The sequence below is a fragment of the Verrucomicrobiia bacterium genome, assembly GCA_019634625.1.
Lineage (GTDB): Bacteria > Verrucomicrobiota > Verrucomicrobiia > Limisphaerales > CAIMTB01 > CAIMTB01.
The window spans coordinates 18563-43713 of sequence record JAHCBA010000035.1 but is presented as its reverse complement, the minus strand read 5'-3'; the positions used below and the strand labels follow the sequence as shown (position 1 = coordinate 43713).

Annotated in this window: 20 protein-coding genes; 8 read left to right on the top strand and 12 right to left on the bottom strand. The window is 67.9% G+C overall.

The annotated features are described in order from the left end of the window. Nucleotides 1-54: 54 nt before the first annotated feature. Nucleotides 55-1101 carry an iron-containing alcohol dehydrogenase family protein gene (locus KF833_18145; protein MBX3747233.1) on the bottom strand — a complete coding sequence of 349 codons (1047 nt, stop codon included), beginning with the start codon at nucleotides 1099-1101 and terminating at the stop codon, nucleotides 55-57. 841 nt (nucleotides 1102-1942) lie between these two features. Here KF833_18145 and KF833_18140 point away from each other — a divergent pair. From KF833_18140 to KF833_18125, 4 genes are all read left to right on the top strand, one after another. Then, nucleotides 1943-2254, top strand: a complete 312-nt coding sequence (locus tag KF833_18140; protein ID MBX3747232.1) for a YbaB/EbfC family nucleoid-associated protein — start codon at nucleotides 1943-1945, stop codon at nucleotides 2252-2254. 102 nt (nucleotides 2255-2356) lie between these two features. Continuing rightward, entirely contained in the window at nucleotides 2357-2971 is a 615-nt protein-coding gene (gene recR, locus KF833_18135; GenBank protein ID MBX3747231.1) for a recombination mediator RecR, read from the top strand. Further along, nucleotides 2910-3851 (top strand): ParA family protein, encoded by a 942-nt coding sequence (locus tag KF833_18130; protein ID MBX3747230.1) that lies wholly within the window; start codon nucleotides 2910-2912, stop codon nucleotides 3849-3851. The genes recR and KF833_18130 overlap by 62 nt, the downstream gene beginning before the upstream one ends. Before the next feature lie 103 nt (nucleotides 3852-3954). Beyond that, a complete protein-coding gene (locus tag KF833_18125) occupies nucleotides 3955-5427 on the top strand; it encodes a sigma-54-dependent Fis family transcriptional regulator (protein ID MBX3747229.1) in 1473 nt (490 codons plus the stop codon). Here KF833_18125 and KF833_18120 read toward each other — a convergent pair. The 6 genes from KF833_18120 to KF833_18095 form a co-directional block, all read right to left on the bottom strand. Continuing rightward, nucleotides 5351-6181, bottom strand: coding sequence for an amidohydrolase family protein (locus KF833_18120; GenBank protein MBX3747228.1), 831 nt, complete (start codon nucleotides 6179-6181; stop codon nucleotides 5351-5353). The two genes, KF833_18125 and KF833_18120, sit on opposite strands and share 77 nt — an antisense overlap. Next, entirely contained in the window at nucleotides 6178-7005 is an 828-nt protein-coding gene (locus KF833_18115; protein MBX3747227.1) for an OmpA family protein, read from the bottom strand. Before KF833_18115 ends, KF833_18120 begins: the two co-directional genes overlap by 4 nt. Before the next feature lie 98 nt (nucleotides 7006-7103). Then, nucleotides 7104-9380, bottom strand: a complete 2277-nt coding sequence (locus KF833_18110) for an 8-amino-7-oxononanoate synthase (GenBank protein ID MBX3747226.1) — start codon at nucleotides 9378-9380, stop codon at nucleotides 7104-7106. Nucleotides 9381-9396: 16 nt separating this feature from the next. Further along, nucleotides 9397-10731 carry a hypothetical protein gene (locus KF833_18105; GenBank protein ID MBX3747225.1) on the bottom strand — a complete coding sequence of 445 codons (1335 nt, stop codon included), beginning with the start codon at nucleotides 10729-10731 and terminating at the stop codon, nucleotides 9397-9399. A gap of 2 nt (nucleotides 10732-10733) precedes the next feature. Next, a complete protein-coding gene (locus KF833_18100; protein ID MBX3747224.1) occupies nucleotides 10734-11441 on the bottom strand; it encodes a hypothetical protein in 708 nt (235 codons plus the stop codon). 137 nt (nucleotides 11442-11578) lie between these two features. Continuing rightward, on the bottom strand, nucleotides 11579-12217 hold the full coding sequence (locus KF833_18095; GenBank protein ID MBX3747223.1) for a hypothetical protein: 639 nt from the start codon (nucleotides 12215-12217) through the stop codon (nucleotides 11579-11581). Nucleotides 12218-12550: 333 nt separating this feature from the next. On the opposite strand from KF833_18095, the gene KF833_18090 reads away from it, so the two are divergent. Together KF833_18090 and KF833_18085 are read left to right on the top strand one after the other, a co-directional pair. Further along, the gene (locus KF833_18090) at nucleotides 12551-13840 is read left to right on the top strand and encodes a Gfo/Idh/MocA family oxidoreductase (protein MBX3747222.1); all 1290 of its coding nucleotides are present in this window, start codon (nucleotides 12551-12553) and stop codon (nucleotides 13838-13840) included. A gap of 145 nt (nucleotides 13841-13985) precedes the next feature. After that, nucleotides 13986-15098: an endo-1,4-beta-xylanase gene (locus KF833_18085; GenBank protein MBX3747221.1), complete on the top strand. Its 1113-nt coding sequence runs from the start codon at nucleotides 13986-13988 to the stop codon at nucleotides 15096-15098. A 7-nt stretch (nucleotides 15099-15105) separates the two neighbouring features. On the opposite strand, the gene KF833_18080 is transcribed toward KF833_18085, so the two are convergent. The 5 genes from KF833_18080 to KF833_18060 form a co-directional block, all read right to left on the bottom strand. After that, entirely contained in the window at nucleotides 15106-16440 is a 1335-nt protein-coding gene (locus tag KF833_18080) for an adenylate kinase (GenBank protein ID MBX3747220.1), read from the bottom strand. Nucleotides 16441-16601: 161 nt separating this feature from the next. Further along, a complete protein-coding gene (locus KF833_18075; protein ID MBX3747219.1) occupies nucleotides 16602-18275 on the bottom strand; it encodes a putative transporter in 1674 nt (557 codons plus the stop codon). Nucleotides 18276-18318: 43 nt separating this feature from the next. After that, nucleotides 18319-19290 carry a UDP-glucose 4-epimerase GalE gene (gene galE, locus KF833_18070; protein MBX3747218.1) on the bottom strand — a complete coding sequence of 324 codons (972 nt, stop codon included), beginning with the start codon at nucleotides 19288-19290 and terminating at the stop codon, nucleotides 18319-18321. A 148-nt stretch (nucleotides 19291-19438) separates the two neighbouring features. After that, nucleotides 19439-20959 (bottom strand): hypothetical protein, encoded by a 1521-nt coding sequence (locus tag KF833_18065; protein ID MBX3747217.1) that lies wholly within the window; start codon nucleotides 20957-20959, stop codon nucleotides 19439-19441. Next, on the bottom strand, nucleotides 20956-21876 hold the full coding sequence (locus KF833_18060) for a DUF4338 domain-containing protein (protein MBX3747216.1): 921 nt from the start codon (nucleotides 21874-21876) through the stop codon (nucleotides 20956-20958). The genes KF833_18065 and KF833_18060 overlap by 4 nt, the downstream gene beginning before the upstream one ends. A 292-nt stretch (nucleotides 21877-22168) precedes the next feature. Between KF833_18060 and pyk the strand changes: the two genes are divergently transcribed. Together pyk and KF833_18050 are read left to right on the top strand one after the other, a co-directional pair. Further along, the gene (gene pyk, locus KF833_18055) at nucleotides 22169-23593 is read left to right on the top strand and encodes a pyruvate kinase (GenBank protein ID MBX3747215.1); all 1425 of its coding nucleotides are present in this window, start codon (nucleotides 22169-22171) and stop codon (nucleotides 23591-23593) included. A gap of 57 nt (nucleotides 23594-23650) precedes the next feature. Beyond that, nucleotides 23651-24757 (top strand): hypothetical protein, encoded by a 1107-nt coding sequence (locus tag KF833_18050; GenBank protein ID MBX3747214.1) that lies wholly within the window; start codon nucleotides 23651-23653, stop codon nucleotides 24755-24757. The last annotated feature ends 394 nt before the right edge of the window (nucleotides 24758-25151 follow it).

Here is a 25151-nt window from a genome sequence, read left to right as displayed (position 1 = left end):
ATGCCTCGCGAAGTTCGCGCCTCTACCCACAACTCCGGGATGCACGGGTGGTGGTCAGACGAACAGTCCGGCCAGGCGGGAGTCGCGTTCGAGCAGGGAAGCGAGTTCCCCCGTGCAATCGCGACCGGACAGCACGGTGTAATAGCCCGGCTTGATCCCGGGCGCGGCCTGGAATGCCCGGATCCAGTCCGCCCGGACAAACGGGTCGCGGCGGATCTCGTCCCAGAAGCCGGTCGCATCGAACAGGGCTGCGATGCGGCCGGTGCCCTGCCCCTGGAGTTGACTGACAAGGTAGGTCGCCACACCCACCTGCAACCCGTGCAGGCGCGGACGCGGATTCAGGGCGTCGAGGGCATGCGAAATCAGATGCTCGCTCCCGCTGGCGGGGCGGGACGAACCCGCGATCTCCATGGCCACCCCGTTGAGCATGAGGGCGGTGGCCAGCAATCGGATCCCTTCCAGGCTGCGGGTCGGACTGGCCAGCAACTGGAATACGGTGGCATCCGAGAGCAGTGCGGCGAAGTCGTCCACCGGCGTCCCGCACGCATGGAATGCGAGTTTCCAATCCGCCACCGCGGTGATCTTGGCCACGGAGTCGCCCACGCCGGCATGCCAGAGGACGGTCGGAGCTTCGAGGCAGACGGCCGTGTCCACCACGACCCCGTATGGCATGGCCGCTGCCAGCGAACGCCGCCGCCCCCCGATCTCCAGACTCGATTGCGGACTGCAGAAGCCGTCGTTGGACAGCGATGTCGGCACCGCCAGGTAAGGCCGGCGCAGGAGGAACGACAGGTACTTGGCGACGTCGAGCGCCTTGCCGCCGCCCAGACCCACGACCGCGCCGAGATCGACGGGCAGCGAGCGAAAGGTCTCCTGCGCCGCATCGTAATCGGACGAGCCGACCTCGAGGTGGTGCGTCACCTCGATCTGTTCGCTGCCCAGGGCGGTCTTGACACGGTTCAGGATGGGGTAGGGCAGGCCGGTGCTACTGAGGAGGGCCACCTGCCGGAAGGCGGCCCGCCGGCAGTAAATGCCCAGCCGATCCAGCGCTCCCGGCTTCATCCGCACCAGGGTGGGGATCTCGACGGAGGTCTTCTTCATGGGCGGTTCAGGAAAGGCAGGCTAGGGCGAGCACGGTCGCGTGGCCCGAAACCTCCCGCTCCGCGGGCGGCGGCACAACCTCGATCGGAGGCAGCAGGCGGACTTGCCTGCTCGCAAGGCCTCCACCTTTGCGCCTCCGTCCCCGTTCACCCGGCGGAACATTCACCGCAAAAGAGGAATGGGGACCGGCGGTTGGGTGTCCACGCTTGAGTGTGTTAGGGCTAGAGACTTGAGTCCGGACCCGTGGCCCGCTGCGGCCGGGACACCGAACAGGGCGTACGGGAGGCATCAGACCATTTCTATCGGGTCTGCAAACCGCTTCGACCCCCAGGAAACTCCCATCGGGCATTACACAAATGCCGGTCCCCCATACGGGTGCGAAGCCCGGCAAACAGTCAATATTCTACTGCCTGGCTCAATAGCACGGCTGCCGACGAAGTTGCCGAAGGTGGGTGCAAGGGGGGTGAGGCTGCAGGCGGGGGGTCAAGGGTCAATAGTAAAATGCCGGGCTCAATGAATGAATCCGGTCAACAAGAATATGCCGGGCTTAATGGCAATTTTCGGTTGCCGACAAACAATTCCGACAACGTCCCGAGCGTCGTTGGAGATGGAGGAGGGCTGAGGCTGCTGTCGGGGGTAAATAGTAAATCGCCGGGCCTAATGTATGGTTGAGGTCAACAATAAAATGGATGGCATAATTTAAACCATGTCAGGCATACTGTGAACCATGGCCTCGAGGATCGCGGAAAGCTCCAAAAGGGGGTTGCAGGGTCCGATGGGCTTGGTTTAGCTGGATCGCACGGGCGCCCAACCACGCGGCGGTCCGGAACCCCCTTTTCCCATGTCCAGCATTGGCAAGTTGATGAAGCAGGCGGCGCGGATCCAGAAGCAGCTCGAGGTCAAGCAGGCCGAACTGGCCGCCAAGACCATCGAGGCCACCAGCGGTGGCGGAGCCGTCAAGGTGATCGCCCGCTGCGATGGCACCATCGCCTCGATCAAGATCGATCCGCAGGCCGTTCAACCGGACGACATCACCCTCCTCGAGGATCTCGTCCTTACCGCCGCCAACAACGCCCTCGAACAGGCCAAGAAGGTTCAGAACGAGGAAATGGGCTCCGTGGCGGGGGGGCTCCAGCTCCCCGGCCTCATCTGACCGGCCGCGACAGCCGTCGCACCTCGCCGGCCGGTCCTGCCCTCCCGCAAATCGAGGCACTGAGCCGGTCGCCTGTTGGGCATCGGCCAGCCCACTCCCGTCGTGATCCGACTCCCCGAACCGTTGATTCGCCTTACCGCGGCCCTGAGCCGGCTTCCCGGCATCGGACCGCGGTCCGCCGAGCGCATAGCCCTGCACGTCGTTCAATCCGATCCCGCCCAGGCGGATCAACTCGCCCACGCCCTGACCGAGGCCTGCCATCGCATCCGGCTTTGCGAGCGGTGCGGTGCTCTCACCGAGGACAGTCCTTGCGTCGTCTGTGCCAGCCCCACCCGCGACCCGTCGCTCCTCTGCGTGGTGGAGCGGCCCACCGACGTCCTCAGCGTCGAGAAGGCGGGCGGGTTCCCGGGACGCTTCCATGTCCTCGGCGGCCGGCTTTCCCCCATCAACGGCGTCGGCCCCGAGGATCTGCGCATCGACGCGCTGGAGAAACGTCTCGCGGAGGAACCGGTCCGGGAACTCATCCTCGCCCTTGGAACCGACGTCGAAGGTGACGCCACCGCCCATTACCTCGCCCGACGATTTGCCCGCCCCGAACTCAACGTGACCCGCCTGGCCGCCGGGTTGCCAGCAGGCACCGGGCTGGATTTCGCCGATGATGTCACGCTGGCCCGGGCCATTGAGGGACGCCGGCCTCTCGACGGCACCCGACCGTGAATCGGCGCCTGCCGGTCCTGCCGATGCGGCATCGAGGTTCCAAAGCCTTGCTGGTCCGGCCCGCGGCTCCTTAAATCGCCCCGTGGCTGCACCCATCATCGCCGTGGCGAATCAAAAGGGCGGCGTCGGCAAGACGACGACGTCCATCAACCTGGCGGCCTGTCTTGCCGCACTGGGCCGGAGGGTGTTGCTGATCGACCTGGATCCCCAGGCCAATGCCACGAGCGGGGTCGGCCTGGAGAAGACCGAAGGTCACAGCCTCTACGGCCCCCTGCTCGGAGAAGGCACCGCGCTCGACCGCATCAAGCCGACCCCCTTCGAGCGCCTGGCCATCATCCCCAGCGAAGTGGATCTCTGCGGGGTCGAACTCGAACTCGGCCGCTTCGACGACCGTCTCTTCCGCCTCCGCCAACTCCTCGACCCGGTCCGGGAACAAGGCGTCTGCGATGTGGTTGTCCTCGACTGCCCACCCGCCCTGGGTCTCCTGACCCTCAACGCCCTTGCCGCCACGCAGCACCTCATCATCCCGCTGCAATGCGAGTACTACGCGCTCGAGGGCATTTCGACGATCCGCCGCCTGCTTGACCAGTTGAAGGAGGGCCAGATCAATCCGTCGCTTCACCTGCTTGGAGTCCTGATGACCATGTTCGACGGGCGCACCCGCCTCTCCCAGCAGGTCGTTTCCGAGGTCCGCGAACACTTCCAGGGCGTCGTCTTCGACACCGTCATCCCCCGCACCACGCGGCTGGCCGAGGCGCCCAGTTTTGGCAAGCCCATCATCCACTACGATCCCTACAGCGCCGCCGCGGCCGCCTACGAAATCTTCGCCGGCGAGGTCAGCCAGCGCCTCGGGTTCCCGGTGGAGGCCAGGGCCGCCTGAATCCCACGCCCCTGAAATGGCGCTTGCGCCCCAAGCTCGACAAGGGCTCTAATGACCTTGGAAACTCTCCCTAATCCTTCAGGGACGGAGGTTCTTTGTCGCAATGAGCCGCCCGACGGTCTGCATTCTCCCGCTGGGCCGGGCGGGCGGACCGCCGGCCTCGGAGATCGAATCGGAATTGCGCCGGTGCGGGATCGGGATTGCATCCCCTGAGGCCTCCGAGGCGAACGCGGTGGTGGTGGTGTTCGAGGACGGCGACGACGAGGTCGTACGCCGCGTGCATGAACTGGCGGCCCGCCATCCCTGCCTGATGCTGGCGGTGGCCACCGTCCGCGACGGGCTTCACCAGGGGACGGTCTGGCGCCTGATCCAGGCCGGGGCCGCCGACGTGCTGGTCTGGAGCGAGCATCCGGCCCTGGCCGAGGCGCTTGCGGAACGGATTCAACGAAGCCGGGAAGTGGACGCGTTGTGTCAGTCGCCCACGGTCCGGGACAGCCTGGTGGGAGAGAGTCCGTCGTGGAGACGCCTGATGCACCAGGTCGTGGAGGCGGCTCGATTCACCGGCAGTTCGCTGCTGATCGCTGGCGAAACCGGCACCGGCAAGGAACTCCTGGCGCGCCTGGTCCATGCCCTCGATGCGCGGCCCGGGAAGGGACCGTTTGTGGTGGTGGATTGCACCACCGTGGTGCCCGAACTGGCCGGAAGCGAACTCTTCGGCCACGAACGCGGCGCCTTCACGCACGCCGTCGCGGCCCGGGATGGGGCCTTCGCCCTCGCCGACGGGGGCACGCTGTTTCTCGACGAAGTCGGGGAGCTTCCGCCGGTGCTGCAGGCCGAGCTGCTTCGCGCCGTGCAGGAACGCAGCTTCAAGCGGGTCGGCAGCAACGTCTGGCAGCAAACCCGGTTCCGCCTGATCTGCGCGACCAACCGCGACCTGGTGGCCGCCTCGGTTCGGGGCCGGTTCCGACTCGATCTCTATCACCGGATCGCCACATGGACGCTGCAGGCGCCGCCGCTGAGGGAACGCCGCGAGGACATCCTGCCGCTCGCCCGGCACTTTGCCGCCGCCGCCAGTGAAATCCTCCGGGCCGCGGAGACGGTCTTCGATCCGACCGTCGAGGAGTTCCTCCTGACCCGCCCCTACCGCGGCAACGTCCGCGAGTTGCGCCAGTTGGTTCTGAGGATGGTGGCCCGCCATGTGGGTCCCGGACCGGTCACCGTTGGATCGATCCCGGAAGGCGACCGGTTGGAGGCCGCCCGGGAACTGGGGTCCGACTGGACCTCCGGCGACCTTGAAGTCGCCCTTCGCCGGGCCCTGGCCGGCGGCGCGGGACTCCAGGAGATCAAGGAACGGACCGCCGACACCGCCATCGGCATCGCCCTGCGCGATGCCCGCGGGAATGTTCATCAGGCGGCGCTTCGATTGCGCGTCACCGACCGGGCGGTGCAGATGCGCCGCGCCGCCCGACGGGGCGGGACGTGCGGGATGGTCCGCCAGCTCACTGCACCAGAATTTCCGCAACAGGTTCCCACGGATCCCGGGGCGCCACCTCCGTCGCCACGGATCGGGGAGTGATGGGCCCCGGCGGTCGCCGCTGCAGACCGGCCCGGTTGACCAGGCGTAGGAGGTTCCCGCCCAACACCAGCGCTGCCTCCCGCGGGGGCAGTTCCAGGGCGTGCACCTTCGCCAACTCGACCCCGGGATGCAGCCACGGGCCGTCCGAACCGAACAGCAGCTTGTGCGGGCCGGCCCGTGTCAGCGCCTGCTCCAGCAGATCGAAGCGGCGCACGCCTGACGTGTCCGTGAAGACGTTCGGGTGTCGGACCAGGTGATCGATCAACGCCAGTTGGGCCCGCCAGTCGTCGGCGAAGCTCCCCAGGTGCGGGATGATGAAATTCACTTCGGGATACTCCCTTGCCAGCAGTTCGCACACCCAGACCTCCCCCATCACGTCGTAGAGCACGGGCAACCGGTACCTCCGCGCCACCTCGCAGATCTCCCTTGTGATCCGCGCGTCGTGGCGGTGCACCTTGATCCCGACAAACCCGTGAACCTCCACCGCCTCGCGCACCATGGCCTGTACTCTTCCCCGATCCCGTTCCGGATGGACGAAGGCGAACCCGAGGAACCGGTCCGGCTGGCGTCGTACCCACGCCGCCACCTCGCGGTTGGCGGCCAGGTAGTCGGAATGAAACGCCGCGAAAAGCACCGTCCGGTCGATCCCCGCCGCGGCGCTCCATCGCAGGAAGTCCCGCAGGGGCGCGCGTGTGTCCCACGGACCCGTGAGTCCGTCCCCCGCCCCGGCATGACAATGGCAGTCGATGATCATCGGCGAGGCCGGAGGGTCCGCCGGATCACAGGTCGTGAAAACCGGGCCGGACGCGGTCGAACGAGGGGTCGGCGAACGACGATCCGGCGCCGGGGCGTGATCGCCCGCCGGATGACGGGACGCCTCAACGGGAGGCGCCCCAGCGGGCGGCGGAATCGCGAGGCCCCGACGATGCGGGGTCGAATCGGGCGGAACCGACGGATCGAGCGGATCGGACGGAGGGGACGGATCGGACGGATCGGTCGGATCGGTCGGAACGCCCGATGAGGGCCGCGCCAGCCTGGATGCCGCGGGATGTAGCGCCGGCGTGCCGACCATCCGTACGGTCGATGGATGACCCGGGGGCCGCCGGGACCGGGAAGCGGGCCAGGAGCGGACGACGGCCCGGTCTCCTCGGCGGGACACAGGTACACCTCGACCCGCCGATTCTGTTGCCGGCCTTCGGGTGTGCTGCCGTCCGCCACCGGTTCGTCTTCGCCCTGGCCCTGGTGACGGAGCGGCAGGGTCAGGCCGCTTTGCCGCAGCGCCGGGCGCAGGGCACGGCGGACGGCGCGGGCCCGGTCCGTGGCCAGCGGCTCCTCGGATTCCGGATCGCCCGAACCGTCCCCGTGCCCAATCAGCACGATCCGGGTCCCTGGTTCCGGCGGGTTCTCCGCGAGCTGGCGGACAAAGCCCTCAATGTCGGCCGTGTGGTGCGGTCGAAGCGCCGCGTCCCCCCGACGGAATCTGTCGAGCACCAGCCGGGGCTGTTCGGGATCCTCGGCCTGTCCCGGCTCCGGAGCTTCGAATTCTTCGCCCCACCCGGCTTCCCGGAATGAGGCCAACGATCGGGGATCATTGGCTACCGGTTCCGTTTCCCAGTCCGAAGAATGGCTGGGCGGTCCCCACGGGGATTCGAGGTCGTGCATAGGTCACCTTTCCCTCAACGGACCACGCGTGAACTCTCCCGGATCCGTGTCGTTGCGACACGTCCGGCCCGACGAACGGGGGCTGCCTGGGGGGGGTCGGCGGTTGGCCCACCGCCGCGTTGGGCCTCGAGTCGCCGTCGCAAGTGCACCGAAGGCGGCAGGTACGCCTCGCGATGCAGCCGGGTCTCGGTGAATTCCGAGGTGAGGTCCACGCTGGTGACGGCCCGATACGAGTGGATGTAGCCCTGGATCTCCGACCGCCAGTAACGGGCCCAGTTGGAGGCGTGCTCGCGATCGTTCACCTCGCTCCAACTTCCATAGCGGATGGTCAGGAGGATCTGCTCCCCGAACGTCGCCAGGGTATGGAAGTCCGCGATCGACGAATCGGTCCATCCCTGGAGCTTCTTCATGGCGTCCACCCGGTCCATCCACGGCTCGGAATAGGCCACCATGAGGCGGGTCGGCAGGTACTCCCGGAACTCCGGCCGCGCCAGGAGCCACTGTTGCATCAGCATCTCGATGCGGGCGGTCGAGGGAAGATCCCCGAACTGGTTGTGCGCCCCCTCGGCGATGATCCGGTGGACTTCCTTCAGGGCATTGAGCAGCGGGAATCCGTCCGCCTTGAAGGTCGTGTCGTCGTCCTGCCTGAAGAACACCGAGCAGAGGTGAAGCAGGTTGTGGAAGGCCTCGATCAGCTTCGACCGCGTGTCGGCGACGCGGGGTTCGCCCACCGCCCTGCCCTCGAGGCGGAGCCCGTAGTGGTGCTCGTACTCGTAGGAGCGCCGCTGGAGGGTGAGTCGATGCTGCTCATCCTGGATGTACCCCCAGAGGAGGTTGTTGAGCGGACGCAGCGGGTCGATCTCCATGTTCGCCAGCGGGTCGTTCTCCGCGATGCGGCGGTTCTGGAACCGCAGACTGATGGCGTTCATCGTCTGCACCAGCATTCCCTCCTCGTTCCAGTACGACCAGATCAGTTCGAGCAGGCAGGGATTCGTCAGCTTGCTCTCCACGATTCCAAAACAGCCCTCGGGGAGGCCGGCCCAGAAGTCCCGGTCCCCGTCGAACAGCGCCCGCTTGATCCGGACATCCGGCAACTTGTCGGCGATCAGCTTGAGATACACCAGGGTCTTCGCCCCGTTGACCTTCTCCAGATAGCCCGACTCGCCCGAAACCGGATCGCCGCGCCAGAGCGATTCCAACCGCCGCCGCGTGAAGGTGCCGTCGAAGCCAACCCTTTCCGCCACGTCGCGGGCGTCAGCATCGGTGAACGGATGACGGAACAGTTCGTCCGTCTTGATCCCGCAGTTGGTGAGGACAAAGGCCTCGGTCGCGGTCTTGAGCACCCGGTAGGCGTCGGAATCGGTGTAGGGCAGGAATCGTCGTTGGCGCAGCCGTTCAAAGACCGTCTTCGAGCGGTCTCCGAACACCCGGTTTTGCCACTCCCCCGGGCGGGTCAGCAACTGCTTCGTCTCCGGATCGACGCCGCAGAGGACCAGGTTCATGTACTCGAGATACCGATCGAAGGAGAGGGCCTCCGTGCTCTTCCGGATCACCACCCAGAGCGGCAGGTCCGGGGTCGGAATCGTCGCCGTACGACGCATGGTCACGGACACGTCGCCGCTCACCGCGGTCAGCGGCACCGGCGCCACCGGCACCGTTTCCTGCGTCACGATGTGGGCACCTTCAGGATCGTTCCCGTGTCGCAGGATGGCCGTGATCTCCAGGTTTCCGGCGCCCGAGTGGCCCGCGTACGAGACGAACCGCAACTCGGCGGGATTGCCGAGCGGAATGGCCCGATCCCACGGGGAGAAGACTTCTGCCACGACCGGATCGGCGAACCGGATCGCCCTGGAACCGTCGCCCGTCCGCACCTCAAACAGAAGTGGCGCGCCCGCGGGGACCGGGCCCTGGCATGTGCCGGGCTTGTTGTCCCGCCCGCAAACAGAAATGCCCAGCTTGAAGTACACCGGGATTTCCAAGGAGACACGCTGATCGGTGCACGTCTCACTCACTCGGATGTCCTTGACGTATTCCTTCTCATCCTGCTGGCGGAAGGCATCCGTGGCGATCTGCCAATCGCCTGGCTTCAACTGCAGGAGGGCCTGACCGGTGTCATCGGTGCGCGCCGACACCGGTTCCTCGGCCACACACTCGGGAGGGGACGCCTTGGCCGCGCGAGCCTGGGTCCGGCCGGCTGCGGGGCGGACCCATACGCGGGCATTCCGGACGGGCAGGGATGGGTCGCCGTGGTCCGTCACGGTCACAATCACTCTGACAAGGGTTTCTTTCATAGGGGATTCTCCTGTCTCAAACATTCACGGGGGTTGGAAGGGACGACGGTCGGGCCCTGGACAGCAGGGGGGTGACCTCGGCGCAGAGGGCGGTGGTGTCGAGGGTGGCGTGCAGGGCCCAGTGGGTCAGGAGCGCGCCGATCCAGCGCGTCTCCGTCAGGGGATCGAGCGACTCGTTGGCGCGCGCCTGGCCGATGACGGCGAAGGCCATCGTCGGGGGCACGCGGCGCATGCGTTGGGGCGACGCGCCCCACGCCTCGTACTCGGCGGTCAACCGGACAGGATGACGCCGGGGATCCGCCACGGCCTCCGCCAGGGTGTGGCCGAGCAGCGGTCCGGACCGATGATTCGCCAGCAACTGGACAAACCCGGGCAGGGTGTCTTCGAGCAGCGCGACCAGGCGGGCCTTCTCCGTCTCGAGTCCCTCGACCGGATAGAAGGATTCCCAGATCGATTCCAGGCGGTTCCATTGCCGGTGCGGGTGGAGGGCGCGGCCGATGGCGCAGCTCAGCTTCACGCGAATCCAGGGAAACGGATGGGGATCGTCGAGGTTGATGCGGAAGACGAACGCCCTGGGGAGACTCACCACCCCGATCAACCCGAGCGTGGCGCCGACTCCGACCCGTGCCATGGACCAGAAGTCGGCGACGATCTCCGAGATCCATCGCTCGAAGAGCTGCCACGCCTGGGCCTGCCCTGGGTGCCTGGCGGCCTGGTCGCGCAGCTCGACGGTGAGAGACTCGACCAGGTGAAGGAGCGCCGCAGCCTGATGCCCGACCTCATGGATCAGCGAGGAGGCGATGCCGCTTCCCACCATCCGCTCGCGTGGCACCCGGATGATGGCGACAGGATTCTCGTCCCCGCCCGGCAACCGCGTTCGGGCGCGACGGATCGCCGCCCCGTGGCCCCGGTCGAGATAGCAGACCACGGGGGGCGGCTGGTAGTAGCCCGGCATCGCCAGGGCATCGGCGGCCAGGGCGTCCAGACCGGAGACCCATACGCCGGACTCGTGTTCGCCACGCTGGACCAGGACGTCGGCAAAGATGTCGAGCTGGGACAGCATGGCGTTGAAGCGGAGGCGCAGGATCGTGAAGCGGCGCTGGGCCCGGGCCGGCGATTCCATCTCCGCGCGGGGTGACTGGAGCCAAGAGAGAAACGCGCGGCCCATCGCGTGGAGTTCGCGGCGCACCCGCTCCAGATGCGTGTCGATGGCGGTTTGTGCCGCGGGAGAGACACAGGCCGCGGGGACGGCCGCCATCTGCAAGGAGAACGGGCGCACGCTTTCCAACCGCGCCAGCAGGGCCTGCGCCTCCTGCTCCAACAACCGGAACGATGGGGAAGGCAACTCCATGATCACACTCCGTAGAGGACGATCCGATTGCGGCGTCGCACCCACCGTCCGGACTGCCCGTCCGCCGCCGGGCCCTCCTGTTGCGGAGCCTGGCCACCGAGGGCCCGCCGCGCCCTTCCCAGCAATCCCTCGGCCGCCGCCCGAACGGCATTCTGCACGGCCGCGCGGGGATCGACGGTGGACGGTATCAGGGCGGCCTTCTGCGCCGCGGTGGTCGCCAGGCGCACAAACCGCCGCGCCCGCTCCAGTTCCGGGGACTCGGCACCGGCCCCGGGCAACTCCGCTTCAAAGAGTTCCCCCACGGCCGGCCCGACTGCACGGGCCACACCGTTTCCGCCGGCCGAGGGCTCGCCGCCCAGCGCGGTCCGGGCGATCTCGCCCAGGACATCGCTCAGCACGGCCTCCCGTTCCTGCTGGGCCCGGCGCCGACGCCGTCGCTTGCGGCCGAACAGACTGCCGATGCCCTTGGCGATGCCGGGCAGGAGCTTGGCTCCCACTCCGATCAGGGCGGGAAGGAACTGATCCAGCTCCTCTTCCGACTCGATCTCGAGCAGGTCGTTGGCCAGGTCCAGCTCCTCCTCGGGACCCAACGTCCTCGTCGGCGCCGCCTCGAAGGCATCCTCCGCCTCCATCTCGCCCTCGTAGGCTTCCGGATCGATGCCGGCCGTGTCCTGTTCCATCTCGCGCTGGGATGTGTCGATGTCATGCATGGGTATCTCCGTGGTTGATGTGGGGATGGGGATGCCGGGGATGGAAGGGACCGGGATCGAACCCCCGCGGTCGCCGTTTACCGGCCACCGCGCCGCCCCTTCGATCCCATCGCCCGCGCCCCGCGTGTTGCGGCGCTTCACCAGGCGCGCCAGGCCCGCCGGGCCCGGTATCCTCCGCCGTATCCCGGCCGGCCCCCTGACGGCCACCGATACAAACCCGGCGCGTACCGCCGGGCCGCGTGACGAAGCGCCCATCCCGGCGACCCGCCGCGCCGCACCCAGCTATGGGCTGCGGAGCTGGCAAATCGCACGAAGCGCCGGGCCGCCTCGAACTCCTGGTCCTCGGGACTGAGCCCCTCCAGTTCCAGGCCGAACACCCGTCCGGCCGTCTGGGCCACCTGGCTTCCGATGCGGGCGCCCGTGGGTCCCGCGATGCGCCCTCCGATGGCGGCGCCGACGGTGGGCAGAGCCTTGCGGGCCGCGCCGCGCAACGCCCCCACCAATTGCTGTCCGGTGGGCGAGCGCACAAACCGGGCGGCGGCGCCCCCCACGCGGCGAACGAGATTGCCCAGGAACTGGTCCAGCTCCCCCTCGCTGGCGACATCCAGCAGTTCCATCGCCAGGTCCATTTCGGACTCCTCATCCAGCAGCTCTCCACTGGCCTCATAATCCGCCTCCGCCTCCCCCTCGCCCTCGACGTACTCATAGGCGTATTCGCCACGAACGGGCGGTCCATCCAGATCGGCTTCGTAGGTTTCAGGTGCTTCGTAGGGCATAACGATCCTTGGGTATTGATTTGCCTCCGGGCATTTTGGGAGGTCCGCAAACCTCGCATCACCGGATGCCTCCCCGATGCATCGTTCGTGCCAGCCGCCTTCCGCCTCGTGGGAACCGCAGGCCGCGAACAGCCCTTCGCTTCCCGCCCGGCCTGAGCCGTTTTCGGGCGAAGCGGCCTTCGCGACGGCCCGTCCGTCTCCCCGACCTCCACGGTTTCCTCGAGTCCTGCCGGCCCGCCCGGCGGGGAAGCCTTGACGGCAATCCCGCAGCCGGGCTTGCTGCTTTCACCAACTCCCCCGGGCAGGTCCCGCGCCACGCCCATCCCCAACCCGATGAACACGCGTCCCATCACCCGACGGTCCTTCGTCCAGACCACCTCCACCGCCTCCGCCCTCGCCGCCCTCTCCCCGGGCGTGTTCGGAGCCGCCCGCACCCGACCGCTGCGCACGGCGCTCATCGGCACGGGCGGACGCGGCACCGGCGCCGCCAACGATCATCTCGAGGCCGCCCGCGAACTCGGCGTGGATGTCCGTCTGGTGCTCCTTGGCGACGTCTTCGAGGACCGCCTCGAACGCAGCATCAGCGCCCTCCGCAATGTCGGCATCGAGATCTCCCGCGGTCAGACCATGCTCGGCTTCGATGCCTACCGGCGCATCGCGGAGGCCGACGTCGATATCGTCCTCCTCACCACGCCGCCCAATTTCCGGCCGCGCCACCTCGCCGCGGCCGTTGCCGCCGGCAAACACATCTTCGTCGAGAAACCCATCGCCGTGGATCCCGTCGGCTGCCGCAGCGCCATGGAAACCGGCCGCATCGCCACCGAAAAGAAGCTCTCGATCGTCGCCGGCACCCAGCGCCGCCATGAACCCGGCTACCTCGCCATCGCCAAGGCCATCCACGACGGCGCCATCGGCCGCATCGTCGGTGGCACCGTTCATTTCTGCCTCGACGGTGGCAGCATCGGACGCCGTCCGCCCGGCCTGTCCGACGCCGAATGGATGATCCGCTCCTGGAACGGCTGGGCCGAGATGTGCGGCGATCACATCGTCGAACAGCACGTCCACAGCCTCGACGTCATGAACTGGTTCCTCGGCACCCACCCCGTCAACTGCGTCAGCTTCGGACACCGCCTTCGCCGGCGCGGCGGGAACTGCTACGACTTCTTCAGCACCGACTACGAGTTCCCCGGCGGGGTCCACATCCACAGCATGGCCCGCCAGGTCACAGGCACCTGGAGCCGCATTGGACAGTTCTTCCGCGGCGAACGCGGCATGGCCGACGTCACCGGCCTCGTCTTTGCCGACCGCGTCTATGTCGGTGGCGCCGATCGACGCTCCCCCATCGACCTCGGGCGCTGGGAACGCACCCCCACGTCCTATGTCCGCGAGCACATGAACCTCATCCGCAGCGTGCTCGACGGGAATCCCATCAACGAGGCCCAGAACATCGCCGAATCCAGCCTCACCGCCGTCATGGGCCGCATGTCCGCCTACAACGGGCAACTCGTCACCTGGGACGAGATGATGGCCTCGAACTTCCAGTGCACCCCCAGTGCCGAGGACTTCGAACGCGGCACCGTGACCCTTCCCCCCGAGGAAGCGCCCGTCCCCGGCCGTGGTTGATTCGCGGCACTCCGAAATACCGGGCCTCCTCACCGACAACTTGGGGATGCACCGCCGCCTGGGTGTGCGGTTCCGATGGGCTTCCTCCGGGGCACCGTCGCCGGTAAGGTCCCGGGTCAAGACCATGAAGACGAGCCCGAACCCGATGCTGCTGGCGTGCGCCCTTGCCGCCATGGGGGTGGTGACACACGCCGCCGAACCTGCGCTGAAGACGGTCTTCGAGGGGGATTTTCTGGTGGGCGCGGCGGTGAACCGGCGGCAGGTCGAGGGAAGCGCCGCGGCGGATGTCGGGATCGTGCGGCGCCACTTCAACACGATCACCCCGGAGAACGCGATGAAGTGGGGACCCCTGCAGCCGCGGCCGGGGGCGTACGCGTTCACGGAGGCGGACCGGTTTGTGGCGTTCGGCGAAGAGCACGGGATGGTGCTGATCGGGCACACGCTGGTGTGGCATCAGCAGACGCCGCGATGGGTGTTCGAGGACGGGGAAGGGGGTCCGGCGTCGCGCGAGCTGCTTCTGGAACGGATGCGCGACCACATCCACACGGTGGTCGGCCGGTACCGGGGCCGGATCCGGGGTTGGGACGTGGTGAACGAGGCATTGAACGACGACGGGACGATGCGCCAGTCGCCGTGGTTCAACCTGGTGGGCGAGGATTACCTGGTGAAGGCCTTCGAGTTCGCCCGGGAGGCCGATCCGGAGGCGGAGCTGTACTACAACGACTATTCCCTCGAGGGACCCCGCAAGCGGGCGGGCGCGGTCCGGTTGCTGAGGCAGCTCCTCGACGCGGGCGCCAAGGTGACGGCGGTGGGGCTTCAGGGGCATTACAGCCTCGAACACCCCTCCGCCCGGCAGATCGAGGAGACCCTCGAGGCCTTCATCGCCCTCGGGCTGCGGGTGATGATCACGGAACTCGACGTGAATGTCCTGCCGACGCCCTGGGGCGGGGGAGCTGATGTGTCGGTGCGACTGGCCGCCGATGCGAAATGGAATCCGTACACGGACGGATTGCCCGCGGACGTCGAGCGACGGTTGGCGGATCGCTATGCCGAGCTGTTCGGGATCTTCCTCAACCATCGGCACAGCCTCTCGCGGGTCACCTTCTGGGGGGTCACCGACGCAAGCTCCTGGCTGAACAACTTTCCGATCCGGGGGCGAACGAACTACCCGCTGCTGTTTGGACGGGACGGCCGGCCGAAGCCGGCGTTCGAGGCGGTGGTGGCGCTGGGCCGGACTTCCGCCCCGGGTTCCGAGTGAACCGGGCTCAGACGGTGCCCGCGACCTCGGGTTCCTCGGTGAAGAGTTTCACCGCGGCCAGCATGGCGGCCCGGATCGCTGACAGTTCGCCTTCGCCGTGGACCTCGGTGAGCACCCCGGCGTCGCGGTAGTAGGCGATGAGGGGTTCGGTCTGGCGATGGTAGTTCCGCAGCCGGACCAGGATGGTCTCCTCCTTGTCGTCGTCCCGCTGGTACAACGCCCCGCCGCAATCGTTGCAGATCCCCTCGCGCCGGGGCTTCTTGAAGAGGATATGGTAGGGCGTCTGACACTGGCGGCAGATGCGACGTCCCGAGAGGCGGCGCAGGATTTCCTCGTCGGCCACGCGGAGGTGGATGACGCCGGTGACCTTGCGGTTGATTTCGTGGAGGATCTCGTCGAGCGCCTCGGCCTGGGAGACGGTGCGCGGGAAGCCATCCAGCACGAAGCCGCGTCCGGCGTCCGTCTGCGCCAGCCGGGTGGAGACCATGCGTTCGGTGACGTCGTCCGGCACGAGGTCGCCCCGGTCCATGTACGACCGCGCGAGGCGTCCGAGGTCGGTCTGCTTCTTGATGTTGTCGCGGAACAGGTCGCCGGTGGAGATGTGGGGCAGGCGGAACGCCTGGCAGATATGGGAAGCCTGGGTGCCCTTGCCGCTGCCCGGACCGCCGAGAAGCACGAGGTTGAGTGCCACCTCGGGATGCGTCGGCGCCGCCGGCTTCGCCTTGATCAGTCCGTCCAGGAACTGGAAGTCCTCCTCGGTGAAGGCCGGATGGTGTCCCGCCGCCACCCCGTCCAGCAATCCGTTCAGGGTGATCTCCAGTTCGTGGATCGGGGCGTCGGCGCGCACCAGCACCAGGCGGCCGGTCTCGTAGTAGTGCTTCAGCACCGGGGCCACCATGCGGCGGAACACATGGAGCCGGTGCCGCAGGATGTGCGGTTCGTCGTCCTGCCGCGGGGGCTGGCGTCGCGACACCCGTTCGAAGATCACCGGCTCCGGCACGTGCAGGTAGATCGCCGCGTCCAGCTTCTTGCCCAGATCCTCGAGGAGGTCGTCCAGGAAGCGCGCCTGGGTGACCGTGCGCGGAAACCCGTCCAGCAGCGTCCCCTGGCCCGGCGGCTGATGCCGGAACACCTCCTCGATCATGGCATCCACGAACTCGTCCGGCACCAGTTCCCCGTTTTGCACGTATTCCCGGGTCAGCAGTCCCAGGGCCGTGCCGTAGGAGGTCTTCTGGCGGAGGACGTCGCCGAGGTTGATGGGATGCAGCGACCGCGGCGCCGCCAGCGCCTGGGTCAGGGTTCCCTTGCCGGAACCGGTGGGACCGAGCAGAGCAATGTTCATAGGTGACGGTTGCGGATGGAATCGCCGCCGCGCCGCCGCCCGGGCCCGATAACCCGCCGGGACGTCACGGTCGCGACGATGCCGCGTTCCCGGACGACCCGCGGAGCGCCCGGGGATGCATAAGCTCCTCTTCCGGACGGGCGAGGTCAATAGCAAGGTGTCTAATTGCAGAAGACCAGCGTCAGCACCTGGGCGACGAGGATGCGGAGGAGCATGGTGAGCGGATACACGGTGGCGTAGGCGTAGGTGGGCGCCTCGGACTTGTTCATGCCGGTGGCGAAGGCGAGGGCCGGGGGATCGGTGAGGCTCCCGGCGAGCAGACCGCAGAGGCTGGCGAACCGGAGGCCGACCCAGCGACGTCCCAGCCAGCCGACAATCAGGAGGGGCACCAGGGTGACGATCATGCCGAGGCCCATCCAGATGAGGCCCGCCCCGGAGCGCAGCGTGGCCATGAACTGGCCCCCGGACGCGAGACCGACGCAGGCGAGGAAGAGGGTGAGTCCGAGGCCGCGGAGAGCCAGGTTGGCGTTGAAGGGCATGTGCCAGACCACGGGGCCGATCTGGCCCAGGCGGCTGATGATGAGGGCGACCACCAGCGGGCCGCCGGCCAGCCCGAGCCGCAGCGGCATGGGGAGTCCCGGAATGTCGAGGGGGTAAAGGCCGACGAGGACGCCAAGGGCGATGCCGACGAAGATGGCGAGGAAGTTGGTCTGGTGCAGAGCCTGGGCGGAGTTGCCCAGGGCGGTCGCCGCCCGTTGGATGTCCTCGTCGCGGCCCACCACCTGGACGATGTCGCCGAACTGGAGCCGCATGCCGGGGGTGGGCGACAATTCGACCTCGCCGCGGCTGATGCGGGTGAGGGTGACGCCGAGGCGGCCTGGCGGGTCGAGGCGTTCGAGGGTTTCGCCGAGCGCCTCGCGGCGGGTGACCACCACACGCCGGGTGGTGACCTCGCCCGGGAGTTGCATGAGATCCTCGGCGGCTTCGCGGCCCACGATGAGGCGGAAGCGCTGCAGGCTCGCCTCCGTGCCCACCGCAAGGAGGATGTCGCCACGGTGCAGCCGGGTCTCCGCACGTACCGGCCGCACGGTTTCCTCCCCGCCGGGTTTGATGCGCGAAAGGGTCACGCCCAGCTCGCGAAGCCCGGGCAGTTCCGACACGGCGACGCCGTCGAGATTGGCGTTCTCGACCGTGAGGTTCATGCGTCGCAACCGGGGCCGGGCGGCTTCCTCTTCGCGCCGGAGCGCTTCGGCCTCGGCCTCGGGCTGGACCCGGAAGACCGCCTTGAAGAAGAGCATGGCGAAGATCAGGCCGGCGATCCCGCCGGGATAGGCCACGGCGTATCCCATGCCGGCGAGGGGCGCGCGTTCCGCCCCGCCGGGGAGGGCCTTCAACGCCTCCTGGGCCGCTCCAAGGGCCGGGGTGTTGGTCGTCGCCCCGGCGAACACGCCCATCATCGCGGCCAGATCCTGCCGGAAGAGCAGGCCGAGCCCGACGGTCAGCAGTCCGCCCAGCAACACGATGGCGGCCGCCAGGACGTTCATGCGGAATCCCTCCTTCCGCAGGGACGCCACGAAGCCGGGCCCCACCTGCATCCCGATCGTATAAACGAACAGGATCAGTCCGAACTCCCGGACGAACGCCAGGGTCGAGGGTTCGAGGCTGAAGCCGAGGTGGCCGAAGAGGATCCCGGCAAACAGCACGCCGGCCACGCCCAGACCGATGCCCCGCACCTTGAGGTTGCCGAGCGCCAGTCCCGCCACCGCCACGCCGCTGAGGATCAGCACCGCGCTCGCCACCGGGTGTGCGGCCTGCCAGGAAGCGATCTCGTTCATCGGAGCGTGCGACGGCGTTCAGGGGGCCAGTGCGGGTCCCGGCCTAGTCGGGGTAGCCGTCCGGATGGCGTCGATGCCATTCCCAGGCGGTGGCGACGATGTCCTCGAGCCGGGTGAAGCGCGGTTCCCATCCCAGTTCACGACGCGCCTTGTCGGCCGACGCCACCAGGCTGGGCGGGTCGCCGTCCCGCCGGGGATGGGCCCGCACGGCGATGGGTTTGCCGGAGACCCGTTCACAGGCCTGGATGACCTCCCGCACGGAATGCCCGCCGCCGATCCCGAGGTTGTAGGCTCCGCGGCGTCCCGGCTCGAGGGCCCGGATATGGGCGTCGGCGAGATCCACGATGTGGATGTAATCCCGGACGCAGGTGCCGTCGGGCGTGGGGTAGTCGGTGCCGAAGACCCCCACCTCCGGTGCCTGGCCCAGGGCGACGCGGAGGACGTTGGGGATCAGGTGGGTTTCGACGCGGTGATGCTCGCCCAGCCGCTCGCTGGCACCGGCGGCGTTGAAGTACCGGAAGACGACCACTTCAAGTCCGTGGACGCGGGCGTGCCAGTCGAGGATCTCCTCGAACATCCGCTTCGAGGCTCCGTACGGGTTGATGGGTCGCTGGGGAAACGATTCGTCGATCGGCACCCGTTCCGGGATCCCGTAGGTCGCGCAGGTGGAACTGAACACGAACTTCCGCACGCCGGCCCTGGCGCAGGCTTCGAGCAGGTTCATCCCGCCGCCCACGTTGTTCCGGAAGTACTTCCCAGGATCCCGCATCGACTCCGCAATCAGGGCCAGTGCCGCGAAATGCAGCACCGCCTCCGCCCCGCTTTCCCGGACCGCCCGCTCCACCGCCGCCGCATCGTTCAGGCAACCTTCGATCAACCGCGCGCCGGATGGCACCGCCGAGCGATGTCCTTCGCTGAAATTATCGAACACCGTGACCTGATGTCCCGCCCGCAGCAGTTCCTCCACACAGACCGACCCGATGTACCCGGCCCCGCCGGTGACCAGCGCATTCACCCGGCCACGCTACGGGCCCGCCCCGGGGCGCAGCAAGCGCCGGAGCTTGTGCGCCTCCCCAAGGGGCGCATCTCAGATTTTCGGAAGGGCCTGGAGAGAACGGAAGAAGGTCAGGAGGAGGGCGAGGAGATGAAGGGAGCGAGGAAGATCAGTTGCGGCTTTTGGCAGTGAGGCGGGCGTGAGGGAACAGGTCTGTCCAGCGCTGGTTGCGCCAGAGGGTTTCCAGACAGAGGAGGGCTTCGTCGCCGACTTGGGTCCAGAACTGGCCGGTGCGTTTGAAGCGACACTGGTACTGGCGAGCGGTGGATTCGATGGCCCCGGAGCCGACGGGTTCTGGAAGGGGTGAAGGGGAGGAGGTCGGGTGGGCGGCGGGAGCGCGCTTTTTGGAGCGGGCGCGTTGGGCCTGCTGGGCGGCGAGGGCTTGCTGGTAGTGCATTCGCCCGAGGTTGTTGCGGAGGTATTGGGTTTGCCTTTCGAGCTTGAGGCGCTGGGCTTCGGCCAGGCGCGGGCGGAGTTGATCGAGTTGGGCGATGACGTCGGCAGCGCGGTCGTCGTGGATGTGGGTCAGGAGGGGTTGGACGAAAGCCCGGGCTTCCGGGGTGTCGCGCCCGTGAAGGTCATGGGCGATTTCCCAGAGATGCTGGCGGAGATGGAAGAGATCGAGGCGTTGGCGGGCCTTGGGGAAGCGGTCGGCGACGGCGTTCCAGATCCAGACGGCGCCATCGGCGATGACGAGGACGTCGGCGGCCTGCCAGAGGCCGCGCCGGACGGCTTCGCGGTGGAGTTGGCGGAAGAGTTCGTCGATGCCGAGGCGGGTGGCCACGTAGCCACGTTCGGAGATGACGGGACGATCGGCGGCGGTGCTGCCGCGGTGATCGAGGCGGAAGCAGGTGGCGGTATAGACCCAATGCCAACGCTCGGGTTCCCGGGCCAGCGCACGCAGTTTCTCGGTGTCCCCCCAGTCATCGCGCTCGCGGATGTTCCAGGCGTCGATTTCGAGGATCAGGGTAAAAGGTCCCTGCGAAGGTGTCTGGTTCTGGCGGGTGGCCTCGGCTTGCAGCGTGTCCCAAGAATCGAGAAGCGCGTTCTGTTCGGCCCGGAGCTTTTGGGCGCGCTGGCCCTGGCGCCGGGCCTCCCGATCCAAGGAGCAGCGGGTCAGGGGCACGCCGAGGAGGCGTTGGGCGACGGCCTCGGCCTGGGCCGGGGGCATCTTGCTGACCAACAAGGCGGCGGCTTCCTGGAGGAACGGTGAGGCGGTGGCGTTGGGGGCCAATCCCAGGGCGAGGTCGGCGGGGAAGCTCCACGTCTGACAGCGGGCGCACCATCCGTGGGCGCGGGCGAACTCGACCGGGCCGAAGCGCGAGCGGATCGAGCGCGACAACCATTCCAGTCGACGCAGGGGTCCTTGGCAGGTGGTACAAAGGCAAGGAACCGCTTCCGCCTTGGCTTGGAGGGCTCGCTCCAAAGCCAGGCGGCGCGGCTCGAGGCTGGCCTGCTCGATGTGTTCCTCAAGGAAACCCAGGCCTTGCTCGCCGTCGGCGAGCACGCGCTCCACGCGCTGGTGGAGGTCGGCCTGCCAGGCCTGCAGTTCGGAGTCTCGCAACCAGGGCGGGAGGCGGGGAAGCGGAGGGGGAAGGCGGGACGTGCGGGCGGGCTGGGTCGGGGTCATGGGTGGGTGGGGCTGGGAGGAGTCGGAGGGCTCAGGAGGCATTCGCGGAACCGGGGGTGCAGCGGCAGGAGGTAAACGTCCTTGATCGAGGTGGAGCGCAGGCGCGGGTCGGGGCCCTGACGGCCGCGTCCCCGAGTCTCGCCCACGCGAATCCAGTTGGCGGCCTGGTAGCAGGTGCCCTCGAAGCGGTCGCGCTCGACGAAAGTCTCCACGACGTGGATGGGATGGGCGTACTTGCGCTGCCAATCCCCGCTCAAGCGACGGGCGAGGCGGCCGAGCACGTGGCTGGCCAACTGAGGCACCCGCACCCAGGCCGGGACGAGAAAGCGGGTGTTGTTGGTGAGCAGCGAGAGTTGTCGAGCCTGGGTGGCCGGATCCCACCCAAGAAACCGATCCCGCGCGGTGCAGCGCCACGCGGCCGCGCCGAACAAGGCGCAAGCCACCGGACGGCCCTGGCGGTCTTCCACCAGATAACGAAGGTTCTCGCCGACCGGACTGCGGTAACTGAGGTAGTGATGGCGGTGCAGGAGACTCTCGAAGAGTGAGGATCTGCGCGGATCGCCTCCGTCGCTCAGTTCGGTCAAACGCAGGGGCAGCAGTTCAGCCAGCGGTCCGGCGATCGGGACGACGGAGGGCTCTTCTCCGGACGGCATGCGTTTATGGCGCATCCGATTGGGCGAAGCCCAGCGCCGCTCGGGCAGGCGAATCCATCCTCGCTTCTCCAGGGTTAGCAGGAGCGTCCGGGCCGCCATGTCCTTGAGCTGACCGTTGAGGCCGCGCCATTGCCAAAGTGTGGCCAACTGGCGGCTCAGCCGGTAACGACTCCAATCCGGGTGATCGGCCACCAGGGCCCGAACCTCCTCCAGTTGCCGGGGGCCCAACCGGAGGCCCTGCAGAATGGACTCCTCCTGTGACATCCCCACCGGTTTACCGGAAGGGAGATTCAGAGTCCCGAGAAAAATACGGCTTTTTTCGTCCCCTCATCCCCCAGTTTCACCCTCCGTCATCCATTCCCCTTCCGAAAATCTGAGATGCGCCCCTCCCCAAGCCTTCGGAGGGACGAGCTCCGCGAGTCCGCATCCCATGGCACCATGGGCTCATGCCACGGATGAGAAGTTTTAGCGTCTGTGCGGAACATTCCCGCTTCTACTTTGCCGTGCGGGCCCGGCATTCTGGTGCGTCGCGCCCCGCGCCCGGCGTTCGATCCCCATGCCGCTTCCCGACCACAAGACCAAGATCGTGGCCACCATCGGGCCTGCCTCGGATTCGCCCGCCATGCTCGAGCGGCTCCTCCGCGCCGGCATGAACGTGGCCCGGCTTAACTTCTCCCACGGCGATTTCGCCAGCCATCGCGAACGCATCCGGCGTTTGCGCAATGCCGAACGGGCCACGGGCCGCCGCGTCGCCATCATGGCCGACCTTCCGGGACCGAAGATGCGTGTCGGCCGCATCGATCCGGAACCCGTCGAACTCGAACCGGGCCGGCCCTTCGTCCTCACCACGGATCCCGCGCTCGGCAACGCGCATCGTGTTTCTGTCAGCTTCCTCACCCTCCCGAAGGTGGTGCGTCCCGGCGACCACCTCTTCCTCAACGACGGTCTCATCCATCTCGAGGTCGAACGTATCACCGGCCCCGATGTCTCCTGTCGCGTCGTCGTCGGGGGTGAACTTCGTTCCCGCAAGGGCCTCAACCTTCCCGGCATCGCCCTGGGCATCTCGGCCTTCACCGACGATGACCGCCGCTGCCTCGAGTTCGCCCTCGCGGAAGGGGTCGATGCCGTCAGCCAGTCGTTCGTCGAGAACGCCGCCGACATCGAGGCGGTCCGATCCGCCGCGGCCGCCCTCGGGCATCGCCCCTTCCTCGTCGCCAAGATCGAGCGGTCCGGAGCCCTGCGGCACCTCGACGAGATCCTGGCCGCCGCCGACGGCATCATGGTCGCCCGCGGCGATCTTGGGGTCGAGGTCCCCATCGAACGCATCGGCATCACCCAGAAGGATCTCCTTGCCCGGGCCAATCTCGCAGGCAAACCGGTCATCACGGCCACCCAGATGCTCGAGTCCATGGTGTCGAGCCGCATCCCGACCCGGGCCGAGGCCACGGACGTCGCCAACGCCATCCTGGACGGCACCGACGCCGTCATGCTGTCGGCCGAATCCGCCATGGGCCGGTTCCCCGAGGAATCCGTCGCCATGCTGGCCCGCATTGCCGCCGTGACGGAATCCCGCCGGCCCATGGCCCGCCTCCGGGGTCTCCAGGAACGCTGCGGCGATCCGGGCGTTCCCCCTTGGAGCGGATTCGCCGAGGTGGTGGAACAGGCCCTCTCGGGGGTGCCGTGTGTCGCGGCACTCGTCCCCACCGTCTCCGGCACCACCGCCCGTCTCATCGCCCGACTCAAGCCCGCCGTCTGGGTCGCCGCCCTTTCACCCGAGCGCACCGCCTGCCAGGCCCTCCAGTTCTCCTACGGCGTCCATCCCATCGAACTCCGCGAGGAACCGGACGACTGGCGCGCCTTTGCCGCGGACTGGACGCGCGAGAACGGGCTTCGCGGCGATTGTGTCCTCCTCGTGGCCGGCCCTTCGCTCCGCCACCCCGGGGCCCATCACCGGCTCGAATTCGTGCCGCTCCCCCACTGAACCGCGGTTCCGCCACTCCAGCGTCGTTCTGTTTCCGAAGACGCCATCCCATTTGCCATGACTTCCTTCGACCATGCCCGACTCCGCGTCTTCCCTTTGTCCGAGCGCCGCAGCATGACCCGGGTGGAGGAGATTCTCATCGACCCCGACGGACCGGTGGCGCCGCTGGCGGAACCGCTGGCCGCCCAGATCCGACAGGCCGCGGACGCCGTGCGTGCCGCCCGCGCCCGGGGCGCAACCGTGATGCTCATCTACGGCGCCCATCTTCTGCGCAACGGCGCCGCCCTGCTCCTCGACCGGTTCATGGAACGTGGCTGGATCACCCATCTCGCCACCAATGGCGCGGGGACGATCCACGACTGGGAATACGCCTGGCACGGCCGCTCGACGGAATCGGTCGAGGACAACGTGGCCACGGGCACGTTCGGGACGTGGGACGAGACGGGCAGGAACATCCACCTTGCGCTCCTCGCCGGCGGGCTGCGCGGCGACGGCTACGGGGCGGCGTTGGGGCGGTACATCAACGAGGATGGCTGCACATTCCCGGCCCCCGACGAACTCGCCGGCCTGCTGGCTCAGTTCCCTGCCGATCCCCTCGCGCCGGCCGCCGCGGACCTGCTGGTTGCCATGCGGCAGCACGGGATCGTGGACGGGCCGCATCCGATCGTTCACCGCTGGAAGCACGCCTCGATCGTCGCCGCCGCCTTCCGGCGCGGCGTGCCGCTCACCGTCCATCCCGGGATCGGATACGACATCGTGGCCTGCCATCCCATGTTCAACGGCGCCGTCCTGGGCCGGGCGGCCGAGATCGACTTCAAGCGCTTCGCCGCATCGGTCGAGGGACTCGATGGCGGTGTCGTGCTCAACGTCGGGTCCGCCATCATGGGCCCGCAGGTCTTCGAGAAGAGCCTGAGCTGCGTCCACAACCTCCGGCGCCAGGACGGTCGTCCGAACGTCTCCGGGCACACGATCTACGTCGTCGATCTCCAGGAGGGCGGCGGCTGGGACTGGACCCGGGGCGAACCTCCCAAGACCCATCCCGGGTACTACCTCCGCTTCTGCAAGAGCTACTCCCGCATGGGGGGTGCCATGCACTACCTGACCTGCGACAACGCCGCCTTTGTCCACACGCTCGCCCACGAACTGGGCGCCACAGGAGCCTGAGAGCCTGTCTGAAAACTGGGAGGGGCCCTGCGACGAGGGGTTTTGGCCTGGGCCAAGGCGGCGAGGCCGGCGCATCCCCGCAGCGGGCTGTAACGGTCGAGCCAACGCAGGCCCAGGCCGAAAGGACCGTCGCCCGAAGGGTTGTCGCGGAAAAGGCCGGCTGGCTTCGTGGCTCCTCGGTCACAGACCGCGGGCGGGTATGCTCCCTCCTCGCGCCTCGCCATCCGGCCTTTTCCGCGACAACAGGGCCCCTCCCAGTTTTCAGACAGGCTCTGAGCCGAAAGCTCCGGAGGGACGGGCACTCAGGGACACCTGAAACCTGAAACCTGAAACCTGAAACCTGAAACCTGTTCCCACGCCGAAAGGGAGGTCCGAGCAGGATCGAACCCATCGG

Excerpts from the sequence above, each read along its gene's own strand:
- KF833_18100 (MBX3747224.1), bottom strand. The coding sequence starts at position 11,441 with ATGCATGACATCGACACATCCCAGCGCGAGATGGAACAGGACACGGCC.
- KF833_18085 (MBX3747221.1), top strand. The coding sequence starts at position 13,986 with ATGCTGCTGGCGTGCGCCCTTGCCGCCATGGGGGTGGTGACACACGCC.
- KF833_18140 (MBX3747232.1), top strand. The coding sequence starts at position 1,943 with ATGTCCAGCATTGGCAAGTTGATGAAGCAGGCGGCGCGGATCCAGAAG.
- KF833_18080 (MBX3747220.1), bottom strand. The coding sequence starts at position 16,440 with ATGAACATTGCTCTGCTCGGTCCCACCGGTTCCGGCAAGGGAACCCTG.
- pyk (MBX3747215.1), top strand. The coding sequence starts at position 22,169 with ATGCCGCTTCCCGACCACAAGACCAAGATCGTGGCCACCATCGGGCCT.
- KF833_18110 (MBX3747226.1), bottom strand. The coding sequence starts at position 9,380 with ATGAAAGAAACCCTTGTCAGAGTGATTGTGACCGTGACGGACCACGGC.
- KF833_18065 (MBX3747217.1), bottom strand. The coding sequence starts at position 20,959 with ATGACCCCGACCCAGCCCGCCCGCACGTCCCGCCTTCCCCCTCCGCTT.
- KF833_18130 (MBX3747230.1), top strand. The coding sequence starts at position 2,910 with ATGATGTCACGCTGGCCCGGGCCATTGAGGGACGCCGGCCTCTCGACG.
- KF833_18120 (MBX3747228.1), bottom strand. The coding sequence starts at position 6,181 with ATGATCATCGACTGCCATTGTCATGCCGGGGCGGGGGACGGACTCACG.
- KF833_18145 (MBX3747233.1), bottom strand. The coding sequence starts at position 1,101 with ATGAAGAAGACCTCCGTCGAGATCCCCACCCTGGTGCGGATGAAGCCG.
- KF833_18050 (MBX3747214.1), top strand. The coding sequence starts at position 23,651 with ATGACTTCCTTCGACCATGCCCGACTCCGCGTCTTCCCTTTGTCCGAG.
- KF833_18125 (MBX3747229.1), top strand. The coding sequence starts at position 3,955 with ATGAGCCGCCCGACGGTCTGCATTCTCCCGCTGGGCCGGGCGGGCGGA.
- KF833_18075 (MBX3747219.1), bottom strand. The coding sequence starts at position 18,275 with ATGAACGAGATCGCTTCCTGGCAGGCCGCACACCCGGTGGCGAGCGCG.
- KF833_18105 (MBX3747225.1), bottom strand. The coding sequence starts at position 10,731 with ATGGAGTTGCCTTCCCCATCGTTCCGGTTGTTGGAGCAGGAGGCGCAG.
- KF833_18060 (MBX3747216.1), bottom strand. The coding sequence starts at position 21,876 with ATGTCACAGGAGGAGTCCATTCTGCAGGGCCTCCGGTTGGGCCCCCGG.
- KF833_18090 (MBX3747222.1), top strand. The coding sequence starts at position 12,551 with ATGAACACGCGTCCCATCACCCGACGGTCCTTCGTCCAGACCACCTCC.
- KF833_18095 (MBX3747223.1), bottom strand. The coding sequence starts at position 12,217 with ATGCCCTACGAAGCACCTGAAACCTACGAAGCCGATCTGGATGGACCG.